Genomic DNA, 24,258 nt, shown 5'->3' on the forward strand with positions numbered 1-24,258 from the left:
TTCTGGGGTCTATTCTTTTGCCATGCATCAGCTACCAGCCCGCTATGAGCAGTATCTCAACGGCCAAAGCCAGCGTGTCATCGACGCCGTTCGTCCAGTTCTGCTGCAGTCCGCGGCAGACCAGAGGCACGGGGTCCGGATCACCTACAACACAGGGCCCACCGGACACCAGGCTCATCTGGACGAGTCGATACCCTACGGTGAAATAGTCGAAGACATCGACTAGCCCTTCACGGAGCCGGACAACGCGAAAGAGCTGCCCACGCTCCGGGATACCAGCACGTACAGCAACAGCACCGGCACTGAGTACAGGATGGAAAACGCCGCGAGCTGTCCATAAGCTATGGCACCGTGCTGGCCAAAGAAGCTGAAGATGGACACCGCGGCTGGTTGCTTTGCCGTGGAAAGCAACAGGATGAACGGGACGAAGAAGTTTCCCCATGCCTGTATGAAGACGAAGATGAACACCACGCCCAAGCCATGCCTCATGAGAGGCAGCACCACCGCGCGCAAGGCCGTCATGCTTGAGGCACCGTCCATCCACGCCGCCTCCTCCAGTTCCAAGGGAACGGAGTCCATGAAGTTCTTCATCATCCAGATGGCCATCGGCAGGGTGGTTGTAGCCATGAAGAATATGGTTGCCACCATGGAATCGAGCAACTGGAGCTGGACGAACAAACCATAGACGGGCACCATGATGGCCGTCACGGGCAACGATGTCCCGAACAGCACCGAGTACATGAACGGCTTGTTGAACCTGGACTGGTAGCGGGACAACGGATATGCGGCAAGGACGGCTGCCACCAGGTTGACCGCTGCTGTTCCCGCTGAAAGGAGGAAACTGTTGGCCAGGGGCTGGTACAACAGTTCCGGTGTGAGCACCGCGCCGAAATTCTCCATCGACGGCGCTGACGGCAGCGCGGTCTGATAGCCGGCCTGAGGATCGACGGCGGCCAGCAGCAACCACAACAATGGCGCCACAAAGCAGAAACCGATCACGGCCAGAGCGATATCTGCCGCAAGCCGCGGCCTGGACATCACGGCTTCTGCTCCCTGAGCAGCCGGACGTAGACAGCGCCGAAGACCACTCCCAACACAATCAATACCGAAGCAACGGCCGTGCCATAGCCAATATCCCCGAATTTGAAGGCCTCTTGGTAGGCCAACACCGGCAGGGTAGTACTGGCATTGGCCGGGCCGCCGGCCGTCATCACCCAAATAAGAGTGAACACGGCCAACGTCTGCAGGGTAATCAGCATCAGGTTCGTGGCGATGCTGCTCCTGATCAGTGGCAACGTAATGAATGCCAGGCGCTGCCAGCCTTGCGCACCATCCATCAAGGCAGCTTCCGAGACGTCCTGTGGCACGTCCGCGAGGGCGGCCCTGTACACCAGCATGGAGAACGCCGTTCCCCGCCACGTGTTCGCCAGGATAATCGCGACCAGCGGGAACGTGTACAGCCAGTCCGGCCCCTGCCCGCCAAAGAAAGCAAGCATCTGATTCAGTGTGCCGTCACGGTTGAAGTAGGCATAGGCCGCGAAGGCAGCCACGATCTCGGGGAGTACCCAGGCCGCTACCACCACTGTTCCCACCCACGAGGAAACTGCCCTGCGTGAGCGCGTCATGAGCAGCGCGATGAGCAGGCCGAGCACATTCTGGCCGAGCACGGCCGAGGCTGCGACGAAAACAACAGTCAGCCATGCCGCCAGTGGAAACGAGTCATCGCTGAACATCCGCACGTAGTTCTCAAGCCCCACCCACTGTGGATCCCGCGCCGCCCGGCCTGAAAGAGCGGCATTGGTGAACGACGCGTAGAAGGACCAAACCACCGGGGCAAGCAGGAACAGCAGGAGCATGAGAACGGACGGAACAACCGGCAGCAGCCGCAGGTAGCGGCGAATCGTCATTTCCCTGCTGTCATTTCTTTGATGTCATCTCTCCAGGACCTTGTCATCACCAACAAGCTTGCGCACGGTGGCGTCATACTCTGCTGCGGCATCTTCGGGGCTTTGCTTTCCAGTGATGACAGACTCGGTGGCGACCTGGACCGCCGTCGAGATCCTCGGGTAATCTGCCGTAGCCGGGCGGTAATGCGTCACCTTCACCAACTCCGAGACATCCTTCACGAACGGATTCGCCGAAAGGTAGCTCGATTCCGATGCAACATCCGTGCGCACCGCTATCTGGGAGTTGTCAACGTCAAAGGCCAAGGCATTCTTCTTGTTCAGCGCGGTGGCGAGGAACTTGAACGCAAGCTCAGCGTTCTTGCTCTTGGCACCAACTGCAAGGGTCCATCCACCGGACATGCTGACGCCGCCCGGTTCCTGTCCGTTCCTCGTGGGGAACATGGCCACACCCATGTCCTGCTCATAGCCTGCCCACTCATAGGCCCCGCCCTTTTGCCAGAACGACGGCGTATACGAACCTTCCACGGTTGCAGCGAGTTTGCCCTGCGGGAACCACTCGCCAAAGACCTTCTTCCAGACATTGGCGTCGAGGGCTTCGGCCGGGCTCACTGCAAGTTTTTCGTCGTAGAGGGTCTTCAGGAAGGCCAACGAGTCAGTAAAACCCTGGGAGCCCACCACCCATTTCTTTTCCTTTTCGTCGTACAGCGTGCTGTCTGTCCCGTAGAGGAGTTCGTAGAAGCTCTGCATGACAGTGCCCTCGCCGGTACCCTTGCCGGCGTACATGTTGAAGGGAATCACGGTTGGATCGGAGGCTTTGATGGCACGTGCCGTGGACAGGATGTCTTCCCACGTTTTGGGCTGCCAGGGAACTTGAATTCCGGCCTTCTGCAGCACTGCCTTGTTGTACCAGATGGCACGAGTGTCAGTGCCCAGGGGCACAGCGTAGATACTTCCGTCATCGGCCCGACCCGCTGCTTTGGCCGCTTCGTTGAACTTGGACCAGTCGTCCCACTTTTCAAGATAGCTGTCCAGCTTGAGGAGGTAACCGGCGTCGACGTCGGAACGCACCTTGAACGTGTCCTCATAGAAGACATCCGGCGCGGTGTCCGGGGAGCGCTGGGCGAGGGCGAGCTTGGTGCCGTAGTCGTCGTCGTTGGCTTGGATCGGTTCGAGATTGACCGTCACCGAAGAGTTCGCTGCCTCGAATTCCTTTTTGGCGTCCTGCATCACAGCATCCATTGCCGTAAAGGAGTCAGATTTCTGGTAGACGATCTTCAAGGTCTTGTTCTCGGCAGTCGGCGGCGTCGAGGAACAAGCTGTTGCAGCGAGAAGAGCGGCTACGACGGGAAGGACGGTGGCAAACCTCATGGGGCGGCGCATTTTGCTCCAATCGAGTCAACGTGGCTGAGTAGTTAGCCCTCCAGCAGTAGCCGTTGGGCGCGTGGTGCCAGTGTGTGCTCCAGGACGAGGCACGCCGCACCAATAGCGCCGACATCCTCGCCTACCCCGGAACCCACAACTTCTATGCCGTGGATCATGCGGGCCGCACTGTTTTCAGCGATGAGGGCCGGTACACGCTCCAGGAAGTACTTTGACATCCGCCCCCAGAAAGGACCGCCGAACACAACGCGTTCCACGTCAAGGGTGTTGGTCACCACCGAGACAGCACGGGCCACGAGGGTGGCTGACTTATCAAGGATGGCAATGGCTTTTTCATCGCCGGCGTCGGCTTTGTCGCACAACAAGGCGTAACGTTCCTGCACCTGCGGTCCATCTGCATCCTCGCCATGGCTGTCAAGCACACCGGCCGCCTCCGCCTCGGCCACCAGGACCTGCGGGATACACGAGGATTTCACACAACCACGGAGCCCGCAGTCACACTGGGGCCCCATCGGATCAACGATGATATGGCCGATCTCGCCCGCGTTACCGGACGTTCCACGGACCACTTCATCGTTCAAGACAATGCCGCAACCAATACCGGTGCCCATATACATGAAGACGAAACTGCCGGCACCGCTGGCACCGCCGGCCCAGGTTTCGGCCACTGCGGCGCTCGTGACGTCCTTGTCCACCAGCGTCTCCAGGCCGGTGGCCTCCGTGAGGGCCTCCCGGATGCGCACGCGGTTCCATCGAGTCAACAGCGGCGGCTCCACAACGGAACCTTCATCGAGGTCGATCGGGCCCGGGACGGCAACGCCGAGCCCGGCAATCTTGGATGCATCCACGCCCGATTCCTCAATGAGGACTTGGATCTGCTGGGCGATGCTCGCGATCACCGCCGCCGGGTCACCACCGGGAGTAGCCATCCGCGAATGCCTGACGACATCGCCCAGGAGGTCCAGGACAACGAACGTGATGACTGCAGGGTCAAGGTGGACGCCCACCGCATACATTCCCGATGGGTTCAGCCGCAGGATGGTCCGCGGCTTGCCTGGGCCTGTCCCCTCCTTGCCTGCTTCCACAATCAGGTGCTGGTCAAGCAGGCGACGGGAAATATTGGAAATGGTCTGGGGGGACAGGCCAACAATCTGTGCCAGTTCAACACGGCTGAGGCCGCCCGGGGACCTCCGGATCGCCTCGAGAATGACCGTCAGATTGAAGTCACCCATGCGGGGTAGATTCGTTCCGCGCCTCGGTGTGGGCTGCCGGATCTCAGTCACTGATTCCCCTAAGTCATTTTTGAAAAAACATCATGGTACTTCGTCTTTGTCTGAATCGTACGATACCCACGCTCACAGGGGTATGCGCACACGCAGGCACCGGAGTCAGGGCTTGGTAACGATGACACTAAATTCTATGTGAGAGCGACGGTCCGCTCATCCACGACGACTCCGCGTCACCGTGAACTTCGGGTTCCGGCCTTCCTCCACAGTGGGACCTATGAGGCGCTCAAGGGAAGGCCGGTATTGCAGATGGCTGTTGTACACAGTCCACAGCTCACCGCCGGGCGCGAGAACGCGCGCGGCCGCTTGGAACATCTTCAGGGCAGCGCCGGCATGCACGCTGGCTCCCAGGTGGAACGGTGGATTCAGCAGGACAAGATCCGCACTGCCTGGATCAAACGTGGACATGGCGTCGTCGTGGATCACGGAAACCCGGTCACCCAGCCCATTGGCTGCTGCCGTGGCCATTGCTGATGCCACAGCCGCCGCCGATTGATCAGTGGCCACCACGCCCGCAGTGGGCTGGTGCCGTGCAAACATCGTGGCAAGAATGCCTGTCCCACACCCCAGATCCACCACGCGTCGAACTTCCGGCATACGGTCCAGGAAGGTCAGGAGGTAGCGGGTTCCGATGTCAAGGCGCGCACCTGAAAAAGCAGCACCATGAGCGCAGACCGTGATCCCCAGTTCCGGTAGCTGTTCCACCACCGGGTAGGGAGGGTCGGTGGAAACCGGTTTGGGATTGCTTGCCACCAGCACCCTGGATTTCCGGCGCGCAAGCTGCGGTTGTACGGAGGAGAAATAGCGCTCAAGCACCCCGTTCATACCCAAGGACATGTGCTTGACGCGGCCTCCTGCGAGCAATACGGCATCCGGCGCCGCATAGCGGGCAACGGCGTCGGCGTTTTCCTCCAGCTCCGCCAGAGATTTCGGCAACTGCATCAACACCAGGTTCGCGCCCGCCAAGAGCTCCTTGCCCAATTCATGGGCGCTGAACAGACCCTGCAGGCCGGCTGCTTCCGCGTTGTGCTGGAGCGCCAGCCTTCCGGTGTAGAGGTCCTGGTTGACGCGGACATGCCCGACGCCGTTTCCCACCAAAGCGCCCAGTGTCAGGGCACCGTACCGGTCGCCAATGACAGCCATCCTTGTTTCCGGCCGGAGATAGTCCACGGCGGTTTCAAGGAGGAGGCGATCCGTGGCGTCGTATGCCTGGAGGTTGTCCGCCTCGACATCGGGGAACCTGCGCAGCCCGCCGAACAACGGCTCCAGTTCCAGTTCGGCCACCATCGCGTTCCCACTTTCCTAAAATTCGTTCGCTTTAGTGTCTCGACTTCATGGTGCGTTCGGAGGAATGTGGATGATGCAGCATGCCAAAGCACCTGTTGTCGCGACGGATTGCGAACCCAAACCCGTCCGACGGCAGGCACCGGTCCCGCCCAACCGACGAGCCAGGCCCCGGGACCACACTTAACCGGCTCCCTTCCTGAGAGCGAACCATGAGTGTCAATGTTGTCACGCAACTCCAAGTGAAATCACACAACTCCCCCGACGAAACGCGCACCCCGGACAAGACGAAGGTGGAAGTCGTCACCGTCGGAGAATACACAATCGGCCGGACCACCTTTGAACCCGGCTGGACTTGGGACGACTGCATCAAACCCGTAGTCGGAACCGAATCCTGCCAATTGAGCCATGTAGGTTTCTGCGTCTCCGGCTCCCTCGAGGTGGAAACCAACGATGGCGCCCAGGTTAGTATTTCCGGCGGTGACTCCTATTCGATCCCACCGGGACACCATGCCCGGGTGGTGGGCGATCAGCCCTTCCAAGGCATCGAATTCCTCAGTGCAGCCGAGTTCGGCGTCCGCCAGGAATAGGAATCCGTCCCGCCAACCCACGAATCCCGCCACGGGACCAGAAAGCAAAAGACCCCGCTCACCCGAGCGGGGTCTTTTATCCGAAGTGGAGCTGAGGGGACTCGAACCCCTGACCCCCTGCATGCCATGCAGGTGCGCTACCAGCTGCGCCACAGCCCCGGATCTTGTTGATTTCTTCAGGAAGATTTCCCTTCCCGCCGAAGCAACTCGTCAATACTAACCACAATCCCCCGAGAAGCGAAATCGCGGGAGCGTGATACGCCTCACGGCGATGAGCGGGCATTTCTGCCCTGCACTCCCCCGCAGCCGGGGTGCGCTGGATCGCTCCACCGCACCTCCCCCCAAACGGCCACGCGGAGTCCCTTGGGCCAAGGCCGGCGCGACTTCCTCTTGAAGTCTAGAATCACAGAGAGAATAAACCAAACCGTTCAGTCGGTTTTACGGGCCCTAACTTATGGACGGTGGTAGCGTTGTGAGGTCCGGCGGCGCGTTCTACTGGCCGTCCCACAGTGAAACAAGTGAGAGGCTCCCCCACCGCCCATGCAGCAACGCGCGAAAGACACCCGCCTTTCCGTTATTGAAGGCGCCGCCCATGTCTTCGCGGAAGTCGGGTACGGCAATGCAAGCCTGAGCGACATCACCAAGCGTGCCGGAGTCACCAAAGGGGCGCTCTACTTCCACTTCACGTCCAAGCGGGAGCTGGCTTTGGCCGTCATCCAGGAGCAGCATGCATTGGTCCTCGCGGCGGGTGCGGGCATCGTGGGCTCAAACATGACTGCCCTGGACAAGATCATTGGACTGTGCAGGATGTTCGGCCGCCAGCTGCTTGACGAAGCGATTGTCCAAGGCGGGATCCGCCTGACGTTCGAAGCCTCCGCCTTTGATGCCGATATTTCGGGCCCCTACCAGGACTGGATAGAAACAGTGGAGCAACTGCTCCGCCAAGCCCAAACCGAGGGGGCTGTCCGGCCCACGCTGGAGCCCGCCGCCTTTGCCCGCTATCTGGTTGCCTCCTTCACCGGAGTCCAGATGGTGTCCAACGTCCTGACTGCCCGCACGGACGTACTTCGCCGCATTGACGAGATGTGGGAATTCATGCTGCCGGCAATCGAAGCCGGCGCTGGCAGCTAGGCCGAACCACACAAAAAAAGGCCTGCCCTTCTTCATCACGAAGAAGGGCAGAACCTTAAGAGTGGAGCTGAGGGGACTCGAACCCCTGACCCCCTGCATGCCATGCAGGTGCGCTACCAGCTGCGCCACAGCCCCATATTCTTGTTGCTCCACGATCGACTTTCCAGCCATCCGCGCCAAAGCAACTCAAATATCTTAGAACAGCGTTTCCGAAAATTCCAAATCGGGCATATTCGGATGCCGGCCCATGTTTAGAACTCTGATTCCCCTGCTGGCGCAGCCTTTGCCGAGGCGTCATCCCCCAGTTCAAGGTCAACTACGGGGCAGTCCTTCCAGAGGCGCTCCAGGGCGTAGAAAACGCGGTCCTCTGCGTGCTGGACGTGGATGACGATGTCGGCGTAGTCCAGGAGCACCCAACGGCCTTCGGATCGGCCTTCACGCCGCACCGGGCGAAGGTCTTGCTTCATCAGCTCTTCCTCGATGCCGTCAACGATGGCATTGACCTGGCGCTCAGTGGGCGCAGAGGCAATCAGGAAGACATCAGTCAGGGCGAGCCGCTCGCTGACGTCAAGCGCAACGATGTCCTCGGCAAGCTTGTCAGCCGCCGCACGCGCGGCGTGACGGGCGAGGGTAATGGATTGTTCATGTGCAGACACGGGGACTCCTTGTTGTGGCCGTTGGCCTGTAAATGGCGTTAGCCGGGTTCTAGCGGAATTAGCCGCTGGTAATCATGATGATGCCGACGATGAGCGCGACAACACCCAACGCCAGGACGCCGAACTGCAGCAACCTGTTGCGCTGGGCCCGGGCCAGGCCGGCCGTATTGGCGTCCAGGGGGTCCAGTCCATACGCGGCGCTGGCAGAAATCGGCGGACGCTGTGTTTCTTCAAGCTGTTCGTCGACGGCGGCCGGCCGCTTCCGGGCGTTCCTTGCCACAGCTTCGGCACGGGCGAGAACACCCGAACGGCCACGCGTGCCCTTTCCGTTCGCCGGCGCTTTGCCGGCATCAAGAGTGGGACCCGACGAGGTCACGAGAGGCACGAAAGTGGTACTGGGGCGCTTCATGACCGGACGTTCAATGCCGGGCACCTTGACGAACTCCAGCGGCGTGACCATGGCGAGATTGTTTGCAGTGGAGGGGCCCACTGAGACTCCCGAAGACTTCTTCCCCTCGGACACGCCCGCTGCCGGGGCCTTGGCTTCAGCCTGGTTCTGTTCGGCAAGCCTCTGCTTGGCCGCTGCCCGCTTGTTCAGCACTGCAGCTCGTTCGGCGAGGGCAATCTGCTGGGCGAGGACCTCAGGATCGACAGCCAGGGGATCTTGCTCGGCAATGTGCTCAAGCTTGGCGGTTTGATTCTGGACCTGGGCAGCGATCAGTTCACGGACCGCAAGTGCCTGCTCTACGGACATTTCAGATTCGGCAGTACCAGCGCTGGGTGCCGGAACCCCATCGGAACCCTCAGCGGCGGCCTTGGTATCCACGGGATGGCCGGCTGGTTTGTCCGTTGGCTTCCCGCCCGGCATGGGGACGATGGGGTTGGCAGACGTGGCCACTTCTTGCTGGAGTTGCTGCAGGCGAAGCTGGCGACGTGTTGGCGGTCCACCGCCGGAGAGCTGCTCTTCCTTGTCCGCAAGCTCTTTGATGGTGCGCAAAGCTGCGCGGTCGCGGGCGCGGATCTGGGAGGACCGCTGCTGCGCGGTGGTACCCACTGCATCTACGGGAGCGTCCGCCGCCCGACGATTCCGGCCAGTTACAGCATTCTCCGCGGCGTCTACTACCTTGTGTGGTGTAGCTTCCGACTGCGGCTCTTGGTTCTCTTCGCGGGCGCGGCGAAGCTCACGCCTGCTGCGGATGGGTCGCTGTTCCTGGCTGCTCATTCAAAACTCATTCAGTACGTGCTTGGTCGTCTGATCCGGATAATGCGGGGGCCAGCTCCCCTGTCCCTGGCCGCGCGGTCCCGGAGTGCGGGGCGTACAGACCATACTTGGCGATGTACTGCACCACGCCATCGGGCACGAGGTACCAAACGGGGTTCCCGGCACCTACGCGTGTCCGGCAATCCGTTGAGGAAATCGCCATGGCTGGAACTTCCAGGAGGCTGACGTCTTCCCTGCCCATGCCGTCCAGTTCGTGGCCAGGGCGCGTTACACCAACGAAGTGCGCCAAAGACCAGAGTTCGTCAACGTCCTTCCAGGACAGAATCTGGGCCAAGGCGTCAGCGCCAGTGATGAAGAACAAATCAGCGTCGGGTCGCTGGGCCCTTAGATCGCGCAGGGTGTCGATGGTGTAAGTGGGTCCGGGACGGTCAACATCGACCCGGCTCACCGTGAACCTCGGGTTTGAGGCCGTGGCGATCACGGTCATCAAATAACGGTGCTCGGGTTTGCTGACCTGCTTGCTGGACTTCTGCCAAGGTTGGCCAGTAGGCACGAAAACGACTTCGTCGAGATCGAACTTGGCGGCAACCTCACTTGCAGCCACAAGGTGGCCGTGATGGATGGGATCAAAAGTTCCACCCATCACGCCCAGCCGGAGCCTGCGCTCCGACTCCCCGCGCGGAGTTGCGGCGATAATGTTAGTGGCCCTGCTTGTGGGTGTGCTTGTTCGGGTGCTGGCGGTGCGGATCCGAGTGCTCTTCCACAGCCTCGTGACGGTTGCCGAGGTTGGTGTAGGAGAGGGCAACGAACATCAAAACCAGCAGGAGGGCAAACATGCTGACTCCGAAGACCCACGGCTCGGCCCAGAGCGGGGCAGGCGCTTCGTGGCCGCCTTCTGTTTGGGCTGCTATGGACGTGGCGATCTGCTGAAACAGCATCTTCTCCCCTAGTTGGTTCTCAAGGATTTTCGACGGCGGGACTCCCCGCCGTTCCGGACTTCTGTTCTATGTTACCGCGTAGCTAACTGCGGATCTGGCCTTCGCCCTGCACGATCCACTTGGTGGTGGTGAGTTCGGTCAGACCCATGGGCCCACGGGCGTGCAGCTTTTGGGTGGAAATACCCACTTCTGCTCCGAGGCCGAGCTCACCGCCGTCGGTGAAACGCGTGGAGGCGTTGACGATGACGGCAGCCGAGTCGATTTCAGCAATGAATCTCTCGGCGTTGGCCAGGTTGTTCGTCAGGATCGCTTCGGTGTGCCCGGTGGTCCACTTGCGGATGTGATTGACGGCATCATCGAGGTTGTCCACCATGGCAACGGCAAGGTCCAGGTCCATGTACTCGGTGGCCCAATCGTCGTCGTCGGCCGGAACGGTTTCAACGTCCTTGCCCAAAGCGGCAGCAATCCGCTCATCGACGTGGAGGGTGACTCCGGCAGAGCGAAGTGCAGCGGCAACGGCAGGCAGCACGGTGGAGCCCGAGTGTACAAGAAGGGTCTCTACGGTGTTGCAGACGCTGGGACGCTGGGTCTTGGCATTCAAAAGAATGTCAACCGCCATCTCTTCATTGGCCGATTCGTCGATGAAGATATGCACATTGCCTTCACCCGTTTCAATAACAGGCACGGCAGAGTTGGTCACGACAGTCTGGATAAGGTCCCGTCCACCGCGGGGAATCAGGACGTCAACGCGGCCACGGGCACGCATGAGCACGTTGGCGCCCTCGCGGCCGTACTGGTCCACGGTCTGCACAGCATCGGCAGGCAGGCCAACAGAGTCCAGGGCTTCCCGAAGGATCTGCACCAGGGCCTCATTGGTGTTCGCTGCAGCGGAACCACCCCGCAGGATGACGGCATTGCCGCTCTTAAGCGCGAGTCCGGCAATATCCACCGTGACATTGGGGCGGGCTTCATAAATAGCAGCAACAACGCCCATGGGGACGTTGACCTGGCGCAGGCGCAAGCCGTTGGGCAGCGTCTGGCCACGGACCACGTTGCCTACGGGGTCCGGCAGGCCAGCCAGGTTCTCCAAAGCAGCAACCAGCCCATCGATGCGGGCAGGTGTCAGTGTCAGCCGGTCAAGGAGAGCGGCCGATGTGCCGTTGGCACGCCCTGCGGCAACATCCTTGGCGTTTGCTTCCAGCACGTGCTTCCGGCGCTCCTGAAGGGCCGCACCAATAGCGCGCAAGGCGCGGTCCTTCCACGCGCGGTTGGCTTGACCCATACGGCGTGCGGCCTTGCGGGAGCGGTCGGCAATGGCATGGACGGCAGCCTGGACATCTTCCGGCGACAACGGAGCGCCACCTGCCACAGGGTTCTCCGGCGTCTGGCCGGCGGCACCGGAAACGTCGGAAATCACAGGGGCGTCAGGGGTCAGCGCTTCAGTCATGCTCCAAGTTTAGATGAGGGCGCAGCCTAAAGGAGTACGAGGTCGTCAACATGAACAACTTCGCGGTCGTATCCGCGGCCCATTGCCTGGCCGAGTTCCTGGGTGGAGCGTCCAAGCATGCGGGGAAGCTCCTCCGAGGAATAGTTCACCAGGCCGCGGGCAATCACTGTTCCATCCAAAGCCACCATTTCAACGGGGTCGCCGGCTTCGAAGTCCCCGGATACGTCCGATATCCCCGCGGGCAGGAGTGACCTATGCCGGTCGCGCACTGCCTTCACCGCGCCGTCGTCGAGCATCAAGCGCCCGTGAACCGTTGCCAGGTGAGCCAGCCACAGGAGCCGGACGGGCTTGCGGCTGCCGTTGACGGCGAACCACGTTCCTACGTCCTCCCCTGCCAGGGCAGCTGCAGCATTGGGCGTCGAAGTCACCAGCGCGTGGATCCCTGACCCGGCAGCTATGGACGCCGCTTCCACTTTGGTCATCATGCCGCCGGTACCTACACCGGCTTTGCCTGCCTTGCCAATGGTCACGTCCTCGAGGTCCTGCGGACCACGAACCAAGGGGATGCGCTTGGCGCCGTGGGAGGGTGGACCGTCGTACAGGGCATCGACGTCGGAGAGCAGCACGAGCGCGTCGGCGCGCACCAGGTGTGCCACCAGGGCTGCGAGGCGATCGTTGTCCCCAAAACGGATCTCATGGGTTGCCACGGTGTCGTTCTCGTTGACGACGGGAACGACACCAAGGTTCAGCAGGCGGTCCAGGGCACGGAAAGCATTGGTGTGTTGCGTCCGGCGCATGAGGTCGTCAGCTGTCAGCAGGACCTGGCTGACCGTGACGCCGTGCGCGCTGAAAGCTTGCGTATAGCGCGCCATCAACAGGCCCTGCCCCACGCTTGCCGCAGCTTGCTGGGTAGCGAGGTCCTTCGGGCGCTTGGCGAGCCCCAGCGGGGCAAGACCTGCCGCGATGGCGCCCGAGGAAACCAGGATGATTTCAGTACCGGCATTTCGCTTGTCAGCCAGCGCATTAACCAGCGAAGTCAGCGATTTCTCGGAAATGCCGCCCTTGATACTGGTCAGCGAGGACGAGCCCACTTTGACAACAATCCTCTTGGCGGTGGCCAGGGCCTGGCGCTCAAGAACCTCTGCGTCCGGAATTTCGACAGTCCTAGTCGTCATCACCGGTATCCAGGTGGCCTTCCGTTACGGGCTGGGCACGACGACGGCTGACGGACTCAGTCCAGATGCCAGCCTTGCGCTCGGCTTCGAGTTCAGCACGGGCGGCAGCCTTCGCTTCCCGGCGCTCAAGCTGTTCATCGCGCTTTTGCGAACGTGTGGGACGGTCGCCGATGTCCGCGACGCGGATATCGGTACCACGGGGAGTCGCCAGGAGCTCGGCGCCTGCCATCATGGTGGGCTCCCAGTCGAAGACCACGCCATCTTCCTCGCCGATGACCACCGTATCGCCAGGCTTGGCTCCAACCTTGAAGAGCTCCGTCTCGACGCCCAGCTTGGCCAGGCGATCGGCCAGGTAGCCAATGGCTTCCTCGTTGGTGAAGTCGGTCTGCTTGACCCAGCGGACAGGCTTCTCGCCCAACACGCGGAACAGCGGCTCGAGGTTCTTTTCCTCGCGGCGGATCCGGAATCCGCTCTCGTTGACTGCGCGCGGACGAAGGATGGGCGGGGCAACCTTGGGAGGGGCAGTCTCTACGGCATCCCGCGCAGCCTTGACGATCTCCGCCATTGCGAAGCCAAGCTGGCGCAGGCCCTCATGGCTGGTTGCCGAGACTTCGAACACACGGTAGCCGCGTGCTTCGAGGTCCGGACGAACGAACTCCGCCATGTCCTTGCCATCCGGAAGATCCACTTTGTTCAGGACAACAAGCTTGGGACGCTCGTTCAACGGCACTACTTCGCCATCTACGCCGGCGTAGCTCATGTCCACGGCGTACTTCTCCAGTTCCGCCTCAATGATGGCCAGATCGGAGAGTGGATCACGGTCCGATTCCAGGGTTCCGCAGTCCAGGACGTGAACCAGGGCCGCGCAGCGTTCAACGTGGCGCAGGAAGTTGTGGCCAAGGCCCTTGCCCTCGCTGGCGCCTTCGATCAGGCCGGGCACATCGGCGATGGTGAACCGGATGTCGCCGGCCTGGACGACGCCAAGGTTGGGAATGAGGGTGGTGAAGGGGTAGTCGGCAATCTTTGGCCGGGCAGCGGACATGGCCGCAATGAGGCTGGATTTTCCAGCGGAGGGGAATCCGACCAGCGCGATATCGGCGATGGACTTCAGTTCCAGGACGATGTCGCTGGATTCGCCTTCAATGCCCAGTAGCGCGAAGCCGGGCGCGCGCCGCTTCTGCGAGGACAGTGAGGCGTTTCCGAGACCGCCCTGGCCTCCTGCCGCGGCAACATACTCCGTGCCTTCGCCCACGAGGTCAGCGAGGACCTCGCCGTCCTTCGTCTTCACCACGGTGCCGTCCGGCACGGGGAGGATCAAGGTTTCGCCGTTCTTGCCGCCACGCCAATCACCCATGCCAGGGCCACCGTTGGTGGCGTGGCGGTGGGGGGCGTGGTGGTAGTCAAGCAAGGTGGTAGTCTGCGCCGACACCCTAAGGATGACGTCTCCGCCGTTGCCGCCATTGCCGCCGTCGGGTCCACCGAGAGGCTTGAACTTTTCCCGCTTGACAGAGACACAGCCGTGGCCGCCGGTTCCGCCGGATACGTGCAGGACTACCCGGTCTACAAAGCTCGCCACGTGAATCTCCTCTTGCTGTTGCCAGCGCTGTTGCATAAACCAGAGCGCCATGGGCGCCCTAATCGATTGTAATGCGGTTAAAAGAACGGTGGAGCGGGCCGTTTGGCCCGCTCCACCGGTTCAGAACTTGTTGTTACTCTGCAGCTGCAGCAGCAACGATGTTCACTACGCGACGTCCGCGGCGAGTACCAAACTCAACCGCACCGGCCTCGAGTGCGAACAGGGTGTCGTCGCCACCGCGGCCGACGCCTGCACCGGGGTGGAAGTGGGTTCCGCGCTGGCGAACGATGATCTCGCCTGCGGAAACTACCTGGCCACCGAAACGCTTGACGCCGAGGCGCTGTGCGTTGGAGTCACGACCGTTGCGAGTGGAGCTCGCGCCTTTTTTGTGTGCCATGTGAAATGCCTGCCTCTAAATTTCTGGGGAAACTGAAAATCTGAACAGAGTAACGAAAGTTACTTGATGCTCGTGATCTTGATCTTGGTCAGTTCCTGACGGTGACCCTGGCGCTTCTTGTAGCCGGTCTTGTTCTTGAACTTCTGGATGACGATCTTGGGACCGCGAAGGTCCTCAAGGATCTCAGCCGTGACCTTGACCTTGGCCAGGTCCGCAGCAGCGGACGTGACCTTGTCGCCGTCAACCAGGAGCAAGGCGGGCAGCTCAAGCGTGCTGCCGGCTCCACCGGGGACGCGGTTAAGCGTTACGTAGTCTCCAACGGAAACTTTTTCTTGGCGGCCGCCTGCGCGGACAATCGCGTACACCACTTGGGTACTCACTTCTCTCGACGTTTCTTACTAAATTTGCGTGCGGAACCTTGAACCGGAATCAGGCTTGGTTCGCGCTGTGCCTCAACGCCGTGGACTTCAGATCGAAGCCCGCGAGTCATCCCATGAACAATTCCAAGGGGCATAACCCAAGTGTTGGCGTAAGCACCGAAGATCAAGATTACGCTAGTTTGACCTTCAGCTGCAAATGAGGCCGGGTCCGGAGGCTATCGGGTGACTTGCATCACCAGTTGTAACGGACTCTCCCGGCACCGTGCCCATACAGCCTACAGGCTTTGGGCGGGAATGCTGCGATTTGGCTGGCGACGCGCGGGAGTTTCATGGATCCGCTACGCAGAAACCACGGAAATCCAACTCAGGCGAAGAGCCTTGGCGCATCAAAGAAGGCCGTCTCATAGCGGCAAGAGTGCGCAAAGGCCTCAACCATGGCCTCGCGTTCCTGCGCAGAGGCCTTGAGGGCGGCTGCGTCCGTAAGGTCGATCGCTTTGCGGGTTGCGGCAGCAAACTCCTCGTCGGCGTAGGTCTTCAACCAGTCGGCGTACGGGTGGTCGCCGGGTGCGCCTGCATCCACGTAGGCCGCGTGGAGTTGCCGGCCTACCTCCGCGTACAGCCAGTAACAGGGCAGGATTGCTGCGAGCAACACCGCGTAACTGCCGGACGCGGAAGTGGCCAGGAGGTGGTCCACGTACGACTTCGTCACGGGTCCGGTCTGCGTCGGAGCCGGGCGCGTGCTCAGCCAGTTCCGATGAAGCTCGGACTCGACCTCAAGGCAGGTCTGTGACGCCTTGGCCCAGAAGAGCTGCTCTTCCTCAGTGGGGGCAAGGGCACCGGCGCGGGCCAGAACCCGGGAATAGCCGTTGAGGTAGATGGCGTCCTGGGCAAGGTAGTAGTTGAACTCGGGCTCAGGGAGCCTCCCCGACTGCAGGCCCTGGATGAAGGCCAGGCCGTAGATTGCGTCCAACTCCGGCGTGGCTTCCGCCCAAAGTCGCGCGGCAAAATCGCCGGACCGGCCAGCAGGATTCCGTGTTGGCTCCAGATGGTGAAAGTGCTGGATCGGCCCGCTGCCCCTGCCCACGTCGAGCCCGTCGGCCGCAGAAAGGGCCTGCAGCAGCCACGGCTTAACCTCCCGCAGTGACGCTTCCCAGTCACCTCTGCGGGCCTGCACCGTGGCCAATGCCGAGGAGAGCGAACAGCCCGTTCCGTGGCTGTTCCGGGTATCCACACGGGGACCGGCCACCTCGATAACGTCCTGCCGCAGCAAGCCGCTCGTATTGACCAAGGCATCAGGACATTCCGCTCCGGCCAAATGGCCACCCTTCACCAGGACGGTCGTTCCACATTCGGCAGCCAGACGCTTGCCTTGGTCAAGGGCAGTTGCCCAGTCCGGGGCGTCAGGCTCCCCCAGCAACATAGCCAGTTCGGGAAGGTTGGGGGTAACGAGATCCGCCAAAGGCAGGAGGCTGCGAAGCGCGGCTTCGGCGTTCCCACGCAGAAGCCGGTCGCCGCTGGTGGCCACCATCACCGGGTCAAGGACCACGACGGCGGGACGCACGTCTTCGAGCCAGCTGCGGACTTCGTGGATGACGGACGCGTCACCCAACATCCCGATCTTGACGGCATCAATCTCAATATCGCTGCTGATGGCGTCCAGTTGCTGGCGCAGGAACTCCACGGGCGGAACATGGACTGCACTGACTCCAAGGGTGTTCTGTGCCGTGAGCGCCGTGATGGCAGCCATTCCGTAACCACCGTGCGCAGCAATGCTCTTCAGGTCTGCCTGGATCCCTGCGCCTCCGGACGGATCCGAACCGGCAATGCTAAGCACCCGCGGATGTTGCCGGGCAGCCACGGGTCCGCCAACGCTACCGGCGGGGTCAAGGGGGTAGACAGGGGAACTGGACAATGAAGCCATGATGGACATCCCTTCGCCGGTGCTAACCGGACAGGTTCAACGGGTCTGGATCTCAGCCAGGCCCAGCGCCCGGCACCCCGTGTCAGTTTCCTAGCGTAGCCGGGAAGTCCAGCGGTCCGGGAACCGGCCTGCTTGGGTGCATGGATGTGACTGCCGGCGACAAAAGAGTCCCGCAGTATCCGACGACATCGGATATTGCGGGACTCTTTCAACACGTCATCAGTGCTGACGTGCTTACAACTCCGAAGCTGGAACTCCTACGCCGAGGATGATGGGCTCGTCAGCTGCCTTCTTTTTGGCAGGCTCTTCCGCTGCCGGCGCTTTGGCCTCGTGGGCCGTTCCACCCGCGGCTGCGGCAGTTACCTCGTGGTGCTCCACGCTGGTTTCGTTTGCGGCACCCTGTGCCCTGCTCGCGCTACGGTTCCTTCGGCCTCGACTTCCACGCGAACGCGAAGAACGATCGTTCTGACCGTCGGTGGCCGCAGCACTTGCAGCGGAGGCAGCGGAAGTTTCGGAAGCCGTGGCAGGTCCGGAAACCGTATCCACAGTGTTTTCCTCGGCAGCCGGTGCAGCACCGAGGTGCGAGAACGCCTCCGCCAGCAGGTCCAGGCTCATGGCCGGCTTGCCCGCAGACGGTTCCTCATGGTGCTCCACGAATGGGAGCGCCACTTCTTCGCCACCGAAGCGCAAAACGGGCGTGGACCGTGCCTCCCGAACCGCTGCTTCATGGCTGGCGGCATCAGCTGCGGCCGCTCCCCCGGCATCGCCGGTTGCCGTATCAGACACGGATTCAGCCGTGTCGTGATGCTGACCGGCTGCGCGTGCCAGTTCCTCCGCGCGGTGAACTTCGTCGTCGTGCAAGTGCGCGGCATGCGCTGCAGCGGCGATGGTGGCAAGAGCCGCCCTGGTCGCCTCGGCCTTCGCCTGGCGAACGGGGTCAACCGACTCCTTGCCACTTGGCGCAGCTACCGGGGCGGCAGCGGTGCTGTGGGTGGAGACTGGTTCCTCGGCTACCGCTCCCCCACCTTTCCCACGGCGACGCTTGCGTTCATTCCGGGCAGCAGGCTGTTGCGGTTCGGTGTGTGGACGGTGGTGCTCGGCGGCAACTACGTTGGCGCGTCGGTGTTCCACGGGCTCATCATGGGTGACGACGCCGCGTCCGGCGCAGTGCTCGCACTGCTCACCGAACACTTCAAGCAGGCCTGTGCCCATGCGCTTGCGTGTCATCTGCACCAGGCCAAGCGACGTCACTTCAGCCACTTGGTGCTTGGTGCGGTCACGGCCCAGGCATTCCACCAATCGGCGGAGTACCAGGTCACGGTTGGATTCAAGGACCATGTCGATGAAGTCGATGACAATGATGCCGCCGATATCGCGCAGGCGCAGCTGGCGAACTACTTCCTCGGCCGCTTCAAGGTTGTTCTTGGTGACGGTTTCTTCAAGGTTTCCACCGCTGCCGGTGAACTTACCCGTGTTGACGTCCACCACGGTCATGGCCTCGGTGCGGTCGATGACAAGCGAACCGCCGGACGGCAGGAAGACCTTGCGCTCCAGGGCCTTGTGGATCTGTTCGTCGATCCGCCAGGCCGCAAAAATGTCCTGGTCCTTGGTCCACTTTTCAAGGCGGCCCACCAAATCGGGAGCAACATAGGTGACGTAAGCCTCAATGGTGTCCCACGCGTCGTCGCCGGACACAATCAGCTTGGAAAAGTCCTCGTTGAAGACATCCCGGACCACCTTGATGGTGAGGTCAGGTTCGCCGTAGAGCAGTTCGGGTGCCAGCACCTTGGTGGAGGACGCCTGGCCTTCAATGCCTTCCCATTGCGCGCGCAAACGGTTGATGTCGTGCGTCAGTTCTTCCTCGGAGGCACCTTCAGCGGCCGTGCGCACGATGACGCCGGCGTTCTCAGGCAAACGGTCCTTGAGGATGCGCTTGAGGCGGTTGCGTTCGACGTCGGGCAGTTTGCGCGAGATGCCGGTCATGGAACCGCCAGGCACGTACACAAGGTAGCGGCCCGGGAGGGAAATCTGGCTTGTGAGGCGCGCGCCCTTGTGGCCAACAGGATCCTTGGTCACCTGCACCAGGACAGAATCACCGGACTTTAGGGCATTCTCGATCCGGCGCGGCTGTCCCTCGAGATTGACGGCGTCCCAGTTGACTTCGCCGGCGTAAAGAACGGCGTTGCGCCCGCGTCCGATGTCCACGAAGGCAGCTTCCATGGACGGCAGAACATTCTGGACCTTGCCCAGGTACACGTTGCCGATCAGCGAATCCTGCTGGGTCTTGGACACAAAGTGCTCAGCAAGCACGCCGTCTTCAAGGACCGCAATCTGGATTCTATCGTCGCGCTGGCGGACGATCATCTGGCGATCCACGGACTCACGGCGGGCAAGGAACTCAGCCTCTGTGATCACCTGGCGGCGGCGTCCGGTCTCGCGGGACTCGCGGCGGCGCTGCTTCTTGGCCTCTAGCCTGGTGGAACCCTTAACACTGGTGACCCGGTTCGACGGGGCCGTCTCAGTGATCGGGCGGGGCGCGCGGACACGGGTCACCGTGTTGGGCGGGTCATCGTCCGAGCCGCCAGTCAGTTCAAGGTCCTGGTCACCCCGGCGGCGACGCCGACGACGACGCGATGTGACGCCCTCTTCGAGCGCTTCCGCTACCGGAGCATCTTCTTCATCCTCAGCCTCAGCGCTGTCCTCGGAATCGGTCTCATCGCGTTCAGTCCCGCGGCGGCCACGCCGGCCACGGCTACGGCGACGACGACGGCTGCTGGAATCCTCCAGCTCGTCAGTTGACCCGGCTTCCGGAGTTTCTGCTTCAGACTCTTCGGCCTTTTCCTCTACGGCGGGGCGGGCAACGGTGCTCAGATCAGGGGCCTGGAAGATCATCGACGTAATGGAGACAGGTTCCAGGAACAACGACGTTGAACCGGGGGCGGACTCCTCGGCAGCTTCGGCCTCTTCCTCGGCGGGAACGTCGCCCGCCACGGGAAGGTCGCCCTGGGTAGCAGGCGCAGGCTGGGACCCCGCATCCGGCGTCGTGATTTCTTCAACGGCTTCCACGGCGGAAGACGCTTCGGGGGCTGGCGCCTCCGCGCCGACCGTTGCCTCAACGTTCTTGGGCTTGGTAGTCCGACGACGGCGGACCGGCTTTTCTGGGGCAGGTTCGGCATCGGTTTCCGGCTGGGACGCTACTCCGGCCTGATCGTCAAAACCCGGGAGGGGCTCGGCAGGCACCGTCTTGCGCGCACGGGTACGGCGCGCCGGCGCCTTCACAGCTGCTTCGGTCGGTTCAGTGCCCGTGGCTTGTTCAGTGCCGGTGGCTTCCTCAGCACTGGCTGTTTCCACTGCTTTGGGCGCAGCCTTGCGCCGTGTCCGGGTGGTCTTTTTGGGCGCTTCCGCAGTTTCCGCGGGAGCTGCCTCTTCATTAACGGCTACAACCTGGTCATTATCCATATGTGGCAACACTCCTGCCCCAGCGACGCCGCCACATCCGGCGCCCAGTGGGGCAAATATTTGTCAAAACCCTCAGGCGTTGACAGAAGTCGGTAGTATTCCTTCCGGTTCGCACCATCATTGGGGTGCGGCAGCCCTGGAAGGCCGGTGGCTTTGCTCTGAAACCCGTTGTTCTGCTGCCACAACCAGGTGCCGTCCATTGTCATGGCGGGCTTACCGAGGATCACGTGATCCGGGCAGGCCCTGCTCATACTGGCGGTCTTGGGAACAAGTCACCGGACCGGATTCCGAATGTGGATCGGCTTCCAGCCATGTTCATTCTCTCACACCCCCGCACATTCGAAGGGTAGGGGGCTGTGTCGCACAGTGTGGAAAGTGCTGGTGCTGGCTGGAGGCTGCATCCAGTCTCCGGCGTTACAATCCTGACAAGAACCCTTCCCGGCCCGGCCGGGTCACTTGTTGAAAAGGATTGCGTCCGCGATGCCAAGCACCGCCAGGGAAAACCTGGCCAACCAAGCCTCCACCCCCATGGAGGATACGTCCACCAAGGCAGGTTTGCTGCCTAAAGCAGTCCGCGACAAGCCGTTCGCCTGGCTCCTGCTGATAACCGGCGTCATCGGCTGGCTGGCTTCCGGGGCGTTGGTCCTTGAGAAGCTGGAAGTACTCAAAGACCCCAACCACGTTACGCTCTGCGATGTGAATCCCTGGGTTTCCTGTGGCGCGGTGATGCAAACACCGCAAAGTTCGGTCTTCGGGTTCCCCAACATGTTCATCGGCATCGTCGCCTTTGCGGTGATCATCACCACTGCCATGGGCCTCCTGGCCGGGGCGAAGTATTCACGCGGGTACTGGCTGGGCTTGCAGGCCGGCGTAACCCTGGGGTTCGCCTTTGTGGTGTGGCTGTGGTCCCAGGCCCTGTACGTCATCAACGTGCTGTGCCCGTTCTGCATGGTGGTGTGGGCCGTGATGATCCCGATGTTCGTATGGGTGACCATCCGCAATATCGCCCACGGCGTCATCAAGGCCCCACCGGCACTGGCCAAGGTCTTGGGTGACTCCGGCTGGATCATCGTGGCGCTGCTTTATGTGGCTGTCATTGCCACGATCTTCTTCGCCTTCATCCACGTCTTCGCAGGCACGTCGGGTTACTAACTCTTCGCGAGATGACACTTAAGGCCAATGTTCGTGATGAACATTGGCCTTAAGTGTCACTTCGGCGAGGCGTACCTAGCCGGCGAACCAGATCTTGATCTCACGCTCGGCGGAGTCAACGGAGTCCGAGCCGTGAACCAGGTTCTGCTGGACTGCCAGGCCCCAATCACGGCCGAAGTCGCCCCGGATGGTGCCCGGAGCAGCGGTGGTGGGGTCCGTGGTTCCTGCCAGGGAGCGGAAGCCTTCGATCACGCGGTGGCCTTCAAAGACAGCTGCGATGACCGGGCCGCTGAGCATGAACTCAACCAAGGGCTCGTAGAACGGCTTGCCCACGTGTTCCTCGTAGTGCTGCTCCAGCAGCTCGCGGGTCGCGTTGACCTTCTTCAGCTCGGCCAAGGCGTAGCCCTTGGCTTCGATCCGGGCGAGGATGCTTCCGCTGAGGTTGCGGGCCACGCCGTCGGGCTTGATCAGGACAAGGGTCCGTTCAATGCTCACAGTTGCTCCAATGTGGTTGGTGGGTGGGTTTCCCAGCCAGTTTACGGGGTTTTACGAACCAGCCTCGTCACGGTGCGTGGCGTCCCATTCGGCCTGCTCCCGGTCGCGTTGTGCCACTTCACGGTCGATCCTCATCCCCGTCCGGATTCCGTACCACCAGCAGATGGCGAAGAGGACGCCAACGATGAACATCATCGGCTCTGCGATCCCCGTCAGGATCAGGAGGAGCTGCAGCCCCCAGCCAAGGCCGATTCCCCAGGGCTTGGACAACACCGCACATGTGAGGACAAGCACTACGCTCAGCGCGATTCCCACACCCAGGATGATTCCAGGAGCAACTTCCCCGCGCCTTAGCCCGAAGACCACCAAGGTGCCGAAGAAGGCCACAAAGGCTTCAAGCAGAAGCACCGTGGAAGCGAACATTACCTTGGTGGATCGACGCTTCCTGGGCATGCCCGGCCGCCATTCACGCTGGGCCTTGGTCAGCCTTGCCACTGTCAGGCACCTTCCTTTCCAAGCAGGATGCGTGCCTCAGCCACCAGGGTAATGGAGCCGGTGACCAGCACGCCGCCGGCAAGGTCATCGTTGGACTCGGACCGTTCAACGGCCCACTCCAGTGCGTCATCGAGCTTCTCGGCGATGTGGACGTTGTCCTCGCCAAAGCCAAGATCGACGGCGAGTTCGGCCAGTTCCGCTGCAGGGACAGCCCTCAGTGAGTTGGACTGGGTGAAGCAGAATTCATCGGCAAGATCGCCAAGTTGTTCCTTGAGTGTCTTCAGGATCTCCTCAGCGTCCTTTTCCCGCAGGACTCCGACGACGACCACCAGCTTGCTGAAGCTGAAGGCCTCGTGGATTGCCTCGGCAGAAACACGGATCCCTTCCGGGTTGTGGGCAGCATCCACCACGATCGTGGGGGCGGTCCGCACCACTTCCAGTCGGCCAGGCGACGTCACATTGCCGAAGGCTTCCTTCAGGACGTCGATGTCCAGCTCTTTTTCTCCTCCACCGAAGAAAGCTTCCAATGCAGCAACCGCCACGGCGGCGTTCTCTGCCTGATGGGCACCATGCAGGGGAAGAAGGAGGTCTTCGTAGCGGCCTGCGAGGCCTTGGACGGTAAGGACCTGGCCACCCACGGCGACGCTGCGCGACTCGACGCCGAACTCGACGCCTTCAAAGCGGAACGGTACGTCTACTTCCCGGGCCTTTTCCAAGAGCACCTGCGCCGCATCCACGGGCTGGGCGGCGCTTACCAGGAAGCCGCCCGGCTTGATGATGCCGGCTTTCTCGTAGGCGATGTCCTCGGTCGTATCGCCCAGCAGGTCCGTGTGGTCCAGGGAAATCGGCGTGATGACGGAAACCTGGCCGTCTCCGACGTTGGTGGCGTCGGTGATGCCGCCCAGTCCCACCTCAAAGACCGCCACATCCACGGGCTGGTCGGCGAAGATGGCGAACCCGAGGATCGTGACGCATTCGAAGTACGTCAGCCGCGGCTGGTTGTCGGCAAGGAGCTCGTTGTCAACGATTTCCAGGTACGGACGGATTTCATCCCAGATCCGAACAAACGTCGCATCCGATACCGGCTCACCATCTATGCTGATGCGCTCGGTGACCTTGGAAAGGTGCGGGCTGGTGTAACGGCCTGTGCTGAGGCCGTGGGCACGGAGCCCGGCCTCGATCATGCGCGCAGTGGACGTCTTACCGTTGGTACCGGTGATGTGGATGATCGGGAAAGCCTTGTTGGGCTCACCCAGCACGTCCATGGCCCGGAAGAGCGGAGCCAACCGCGGTTCCATTTTGTTCTCCGGCGCGCGGCCCAGGAGTTCGGCGTAGACGCTCTCTACCGAGAATTCGTCAGTCATTGG

23 protein-coding genes, 2 tRNA genes and 1 riboswitch are annotated in these 24,258 nt (G+C 61.8%); of the genes, 4 read left to right on the top strand and 21 right to left on the bottom strand.

Features of this window, described 5'->3' with window-relative positions; translation table 11 throughout:
• Positions 1-22: 22 nt before the first annotated feature.
• The gene (locus J2Y41_RS15655) at positions 23-226 is read left to right on the top strand and encodes a hypothetical protein (protein WP_224090646.1); all 204 of its coding nucleotides are present in this window, start codon (positions 23-25) and stop codon (positions 224-226) included.
• Here J2Y41_RS15655 and J2Y41_RS15660 read toward each other — a convergent pair.
• The 5 genes from J2Y41_RS15660 to J2Y41_RS15680 all read right to left on the bottom strand — a co-directional run bounded on the left by J2Y41_RS15660 (position 223) and on the right by J2Y41_RS15680 (position 5,857).
• Positions 223-1,038 carry a carbohydrate ABC transporter permease gene (locus J2Y41_RS15660; protein WP_309929921.1) on the bottom strand — a complete coding sequence of 272 codons (816 nt, stop codon included), beginning with the start codon at positions 1,036-1,038 and terminating at the stop codon, positions 223-225. The two genes, J2Y41_RS15655 and J2Y41_RS15660, sit on opposite strands and share 4 nt — an antisense overlap.
• The gene (locus J2Y41_RS15665) at positions 1,038-1,907 is read right to left on the bottom strand and encodes a sugar ABC transporter permease (protein WP_309929827.1); all 870 of its coding nucleotides are present in this window, start codon (positions 1,905-1,907) and stop codon (positions 1,038-1,040) included. Before J2Y41_RS15665 ends, J2Y41_RS15660 begins: the two co-directional genes overlap by 1 nt.
• Before the next feature lie 24 nt (positions 1,908-1,931).
• Complete coding sequence (locus J2Y41_RS15670; protein WP_396133549.1) at positions 1,932-3,287, bottom strand: extracellular solute-binding protein; 1,356 nt, start codon at positions 3,285-3,287, stop codon at positions 1,932-1,934.
• Between the two features lie 32 nt (positions 3,288-3,319).
• Positions 3,320-4,519: an ROK family transcriptional regulator gene (locus tag J2Y41_RS15675; protein WP_224090650.1), complete on the bottom strand. Its 1,200-nt coding sequence runs from the start codon at positions 4,517-4,519 to the stop codon at positions 3,320-3,322.
• 207 nt (positions 4,520-4,726) lie between these two features.
• Complete coding sequence (locus J2Y41_RS15680; RefSeq protein WP_396133551.1) at positions 4,727-5,857, bottom strand: class I SAM-dependent methyltransferase; 1,131 nt, start codon at positions 5,855-5,857, stop codon at positions 4,727-4,729.
• 212 nt (positions 5,858-6,069) lie between these two features.
• Here J2Y41_RS15680 and J2Y41_RS15685 point away from each other — a divergent pair, with 212 nt between their 5' ends.
• Entirely contained in the window at positions 6,070-6,447 is a 378-nt protein-coding gene (locus J2Y41_RS15685) for a cupin domain-containing protein (RefSeq protein WP_224090654.1), read from the top strand.
• A gap of 86 nt (positions 6,448-6,533) precedes the next feature.
• On the opposite strand, the gene J2Y41_RS15690 is transcribed toward J2Y41_RS15685, so the two are convergent.
• Positions 6,534-6,606: transfer RNA gene (locus tag J2Y41_RS15690), tRNA-Ala, on the bottom strand.
• 381 nt (positions 6,607-6,987) lie between these two features.
• Between J2Y41_RS15690 and J2Y41_RS15695 the strand changes: the two genes are divergently transcribed.
• Positions 6,988-7,578 carry a ScbR family autoregulator-binding transcription factor gene (locus J2Y41_RS15695; protein ID WP_224164527.1) on the top strand — a complete coding sequence of 197 codons (591 nt, stop codon included), beginning with the start codon at positions 6,988-6,990 and terminating at the stop codon, positions 7,576-7,578.
• Positions 7,579-7,640: 62 nt separating this feature from the next.
• Here J2Y41_RS15695 and J2Y41_RS15700 read toward each other — a convergent pair.
• The 12 genes from J2Y41_RS15700 to J2Y41_RS15755 all read right to left on the bottom strand — a co-directional run bounded on the left by J2Y41_RS15700 (position 7,641) and on the right by J2Y41_RS15755 (position 20,749).
• Positions 7,641-7,713, bottom strand: a tRNA-Ala gene (locus J2Y41_RS15700).
• Between the two features lie 116 nt (positions 7,714-7,829).
• Positions 7,830-8,234 carry a ribosome silencing factor gene (rsfS, locus tag J2Y41_RS15705; protein ID WP_309929832.1) on the bottom strand — a complete coding sequence of 135 codons (405 nt, stop codon included), beginning with the start codon at positions 8,232-8,234 and terminating at the stop codon, positions 7,830-7,832.
• Positions 8,235-8,292: 58 nt separating this feature from the next.
• Positions 8,293-9,456 (bottom strand): hypothetical protein, encoded by a 1,164-nt coding sequence (locus tag J2Y41_RS15710; protein ID WP_309929834.1) that lies wholly within the window; start codon positions 9,454-9,456, stop codon positions 8,293-8,295.
• Positions 9,457-9,463: 7 nt separating this feature from the next.
• The gene (gene nadD, locus J2Y41_RS15715; RefSeq protein ID WP_224091037.1) at positions 9,464-10,150 is read right to left on the bottom strand and encodes a nicotinate-nucleotide adenylyltransferase; all 687 of its coding nucleotides are present in this window, start codon (positions 10,148-10,150) and stop codon (positions 9,464-9,466) included.
• 4 nt (positions 10,151-10,154) lie between these two features.
• Positions 10,155-10,394, bottom strand: a complete 240-nt coding sequence (locus J2Y41_RS15720; protein ID WP_224090660.1) for a hypothetical protein — start codon at positions 10,392-10,394, stop codon at positions 10,155-10,157.
• Between the two features lie 82 nt (positions 10,395-10,476).
• Entirely contained in the window at positions 10,477-11,841 is a 1,365-nt protein-coding gene (locus J2Y41_RS15725; RefSeq protein ID WP_309929835.1) for a glutamate-5-semialdehyde dehydrogenase, read from the bottom strand.
• A gap of 26 nt (positions 11,842-11,867) precedes the next feature.
• Positions 11,868-13,016 carry a glutamate 5-kinase gene (proB, locus tag J2Y41_RS15730; protein WP_309929836.1) on the bottom strand — a complete coding sequence of 383 codons (1,149 nt, stop codon included), beginning with the start codon at positions 13,014-13,016 and terminating at the stop codon, positions 11,868-11,870.
• A complete protein-coding gene (gene obgE / locus J2Y41_RS15735; RefSeq protein WP_309929838.1) occupies positions 13,006-14,592 on the bottom strand; it encodes a GTPase ObgE in 1,587 nt (528 codons plus the stop codon). The genes proB and obgE overlap by 11 nt, the downstream gene beginning before the upstream one ends.
• A 133-nt stretch (positions 14,593-14,725) precedes the next feature.
• The gene (gene rpmA, locus J2Y41_RS15740) at positions 14,726-14,989 is read right to left on the bottom strand and encodes a 50S ribosomal protein L27 (RefSeq protein ID WP_021470683.1); all 264 of its coding nucleotides are present in this window, start codon (positions 14,987-14,989) and stop codon (positions 14,726-14,728) included.
• A gap of 59 nt (positions 14,990-15,048) precedes the next feature.
• A complete protein-coding gene (gene rplU / locus J2Y41_RS15745; RefSeq protein ID WP_207616561.1) occupies positions 15,049-15,357 on the bottom strand; it encodes a 50S ribosomal protein L21 in 309 nt (102 codons plus the stop codon).
• Between the two features lie 376 nt (positions 15,358-15,733).
• On the bottom strand, positions 15,734-17,290 hold the full coding sequence (locus J2Y41_RS15750; RefSeq protein ID WP_309929844.1) for a bifunctional hydroxymethylpyrimidine kinase/phosphomethylpyrimidine kinase: 1,557 nt from the start codon (positions 17,288-17,290) through the stop codon (positions 15,734-15,736).
• A riboswitch (TPP riboswitch) is annotated at positions 17,282-17,380 on the bottom strand. It overlaps the preceding gene by 9 nt.
• 144 nt (positions 17,381-17,524) lie before the next feature.
• Positions 17,525-20,749 carry an Rne/Rng family ribonuclease gene (locus tag J2Y41_RS15755; protein ID WP_309929846.1) on the bottom strand — a complete coding sequence of 1,075 codons (3,225 nt, stop codon included), beginning with the start codon at positions 20,747-20,749 and terminating at the stop codon, positions 17,525-17,527.
• 528 nt (positions 20,750-21,277) lie between these two features.
• Between J2Y41_RS15755 and J2Y41_RS15760 the strand changes: the two genes are divergently transcribed.
• Positions 21,278-21,901 (top strand): vitamin K epoxide reductase family protein, encoded by a 624-nt coding sequence (locus J2Y41_RS15760; protein WP_396133552.1) that lies wholly within the window; start codon positions 21,278-21,280, stop codon positions 21,899-21,901.
• A gap of 75 nt (positions 21,902-21,976) precedes the next feature.
• Here J2Y41_RS15760 and ndk read toward each other — a convergent pair whose 3' ends face one another.
• From ndk to J2Y41_RS15775, 3 genes are read right to left on the bottom strand one after another with little or no spacing between them, the layout of a single operon-like run.
• Positions 21,977-22,396 carry a nucleoside-diphosphate kinase gene (ndk, locus tag J2Y41_RS15765; protein WP_216925485.1) on the bottom strand — a complete coding sequence of 140 codons (420 nt, stop codon included), beginning with the start codon at positions 22,394-22,396 and terminating at the stop codon, positions 21,977-21,979.
• 51 nt (positions 22,397-22,447) lie between these two features.
• Positions 22,448-22,891 (bottom strand): DUF4233 domain-containing protein, encoded by a 444-nt coding sequence (locus J2Y41_RS15770; RefSeq protein WP_224090684.1) that lies wholly within the window; start codon positions 22,889-22,891, stop codon positions 22,448-22,450.
• Positions 22,892-22,893: 2 nt separating this feature from the next.
• Complete coding sequence (locus J2Y41_RS15775) at positions 22,894-24,255, bottom strand: folylpolyglutamate synthase/dihydrofolate synthase family protein (RefSeq protein WP_309929850.1); 1,362 nt, start codon at positions 24,253-24,255, stop codon at positions 22,894-22,896.
• Positions 24,256-24,258: the final 3 nt, after the last annotated feature.

Origin of the sequence: Arthrobacter sp. 1088 (assembly GCF_031455315.1) — a bacterium.
Lineage (GTDB): Bacteria > Actinomycetota > Actinomycetes > Actinomycetales > Micrococcaceae > Arthrobacter.

Coding starts and splice junctions, on each gene's coding strand:
- J2Y41_RS15710 (WP_309929834.1), bottom strand. CDS start 9,456: ATGAGCAGCCAGGAACAGCGACCCATCCGCAGCAGGCGTGAGCTTCGC.
- J2Y41_RS15760 (WP_396133552.1), top strand. CDS start 21,278: ATGGAGGATACGTCCACCAAGGCAGGTTTGCTGCCTAAAGCAGTCCGC.
- J2Y41_RS15660 (WP_309929921.1), bottom strand. CDS start 1,038: ATGTCCAGGCCGCGGCTTGCGGCAGATATCGCTCTGGCCGTGATCGGT.
- J2Y41_RS15750 (WP_309929844.1), bottom strand. CDS start 17,290: ATGGCTTCATTGTCCAGTTCCCCTGTCTACCCCCTTGACCCCGCCGGT.
- J2Y41_RS15720 (WP_224090660.1), bottom strand. CDS start 10,394: ATGCTGTTTCAGCAGATCGCCACGTCCATAGCAGCCCAAACAGAAGGC.
- J2Y41_RS15675 (WP_224090650.1), bottom strand. CDS start 4,519: ATGGGTGACTTCAATCTGACGGTCATTCTCGAGGCGATCCGGAGGTCC.
- rpmA (WP_021470683.1), bottom strand. CDS start 14,989: ATGGCACACAAAAAAGGCGCGAGCTCCACTCGCAACGGTCGTGACTCC.
- proB (WP_309929836.1), bottom strand. CDS start 13,016: ATGACGACTAGGACTGTCGAAATTCCGGACGCAGAGGTTCTTGAGCGC.
- J2Y41_RS15665 (WP_309929827.1), bottom strand. CDS start 1,907: ATGACGATTCGCCGCTACCTGCGGCTGCTGCCGGTTGTTCCGTCCGTT.
- J2Y41_RS15755 (WP_309929846.1), bottom strand. CDS start 20,749: ATGGATAATGACCAGGTTGTAGCCGTTAATGAAGAGGCAGCTCCCGCG.
- J2Y41_RS15685 (WP_224090654.1), top strand. CDS start 6,070: ATGAGTGTCAATGTTGTCACGCAACTCCAAGTGAAATCACACAACTCC.
- J2Y41_RS15695 (WP_224164527.1), top strand. CDS start 6,988: ATGCAGCAACGCGCGAAAGACACCCGCCTTTCCGTTATTGAAGGCGCC.
- J2Y41_RS15655 (WP_224090646.1), top strand. CDS start 23: ATGCATCAGCTACCAGCCCGCTATGAGCAGTATCTCAACGGCCAAAGC.
- J2Y41_RS15670 (WP_396133549.1), bottom strand. CDS start 3,287: ATGCGCCGCCCCATGAGGTTTGCCACCGTCCTTCCCGTCGTAGCCGCT.
- J2Y41_RS15775 (WP_309929850.1), bottom strand. CDS start 24,255: ATGACTGACGAATTCTCGGTAGAGAGCGTCTACGCCGAACTCCTGGGC.
- J2Y41_RS15725 (WP_309929835.1), bottom strand. CDS start 11,841: ATGACTGAAGCGCTGACCCCTGACGCCCCTGTGATTTCCGACGTTTCC.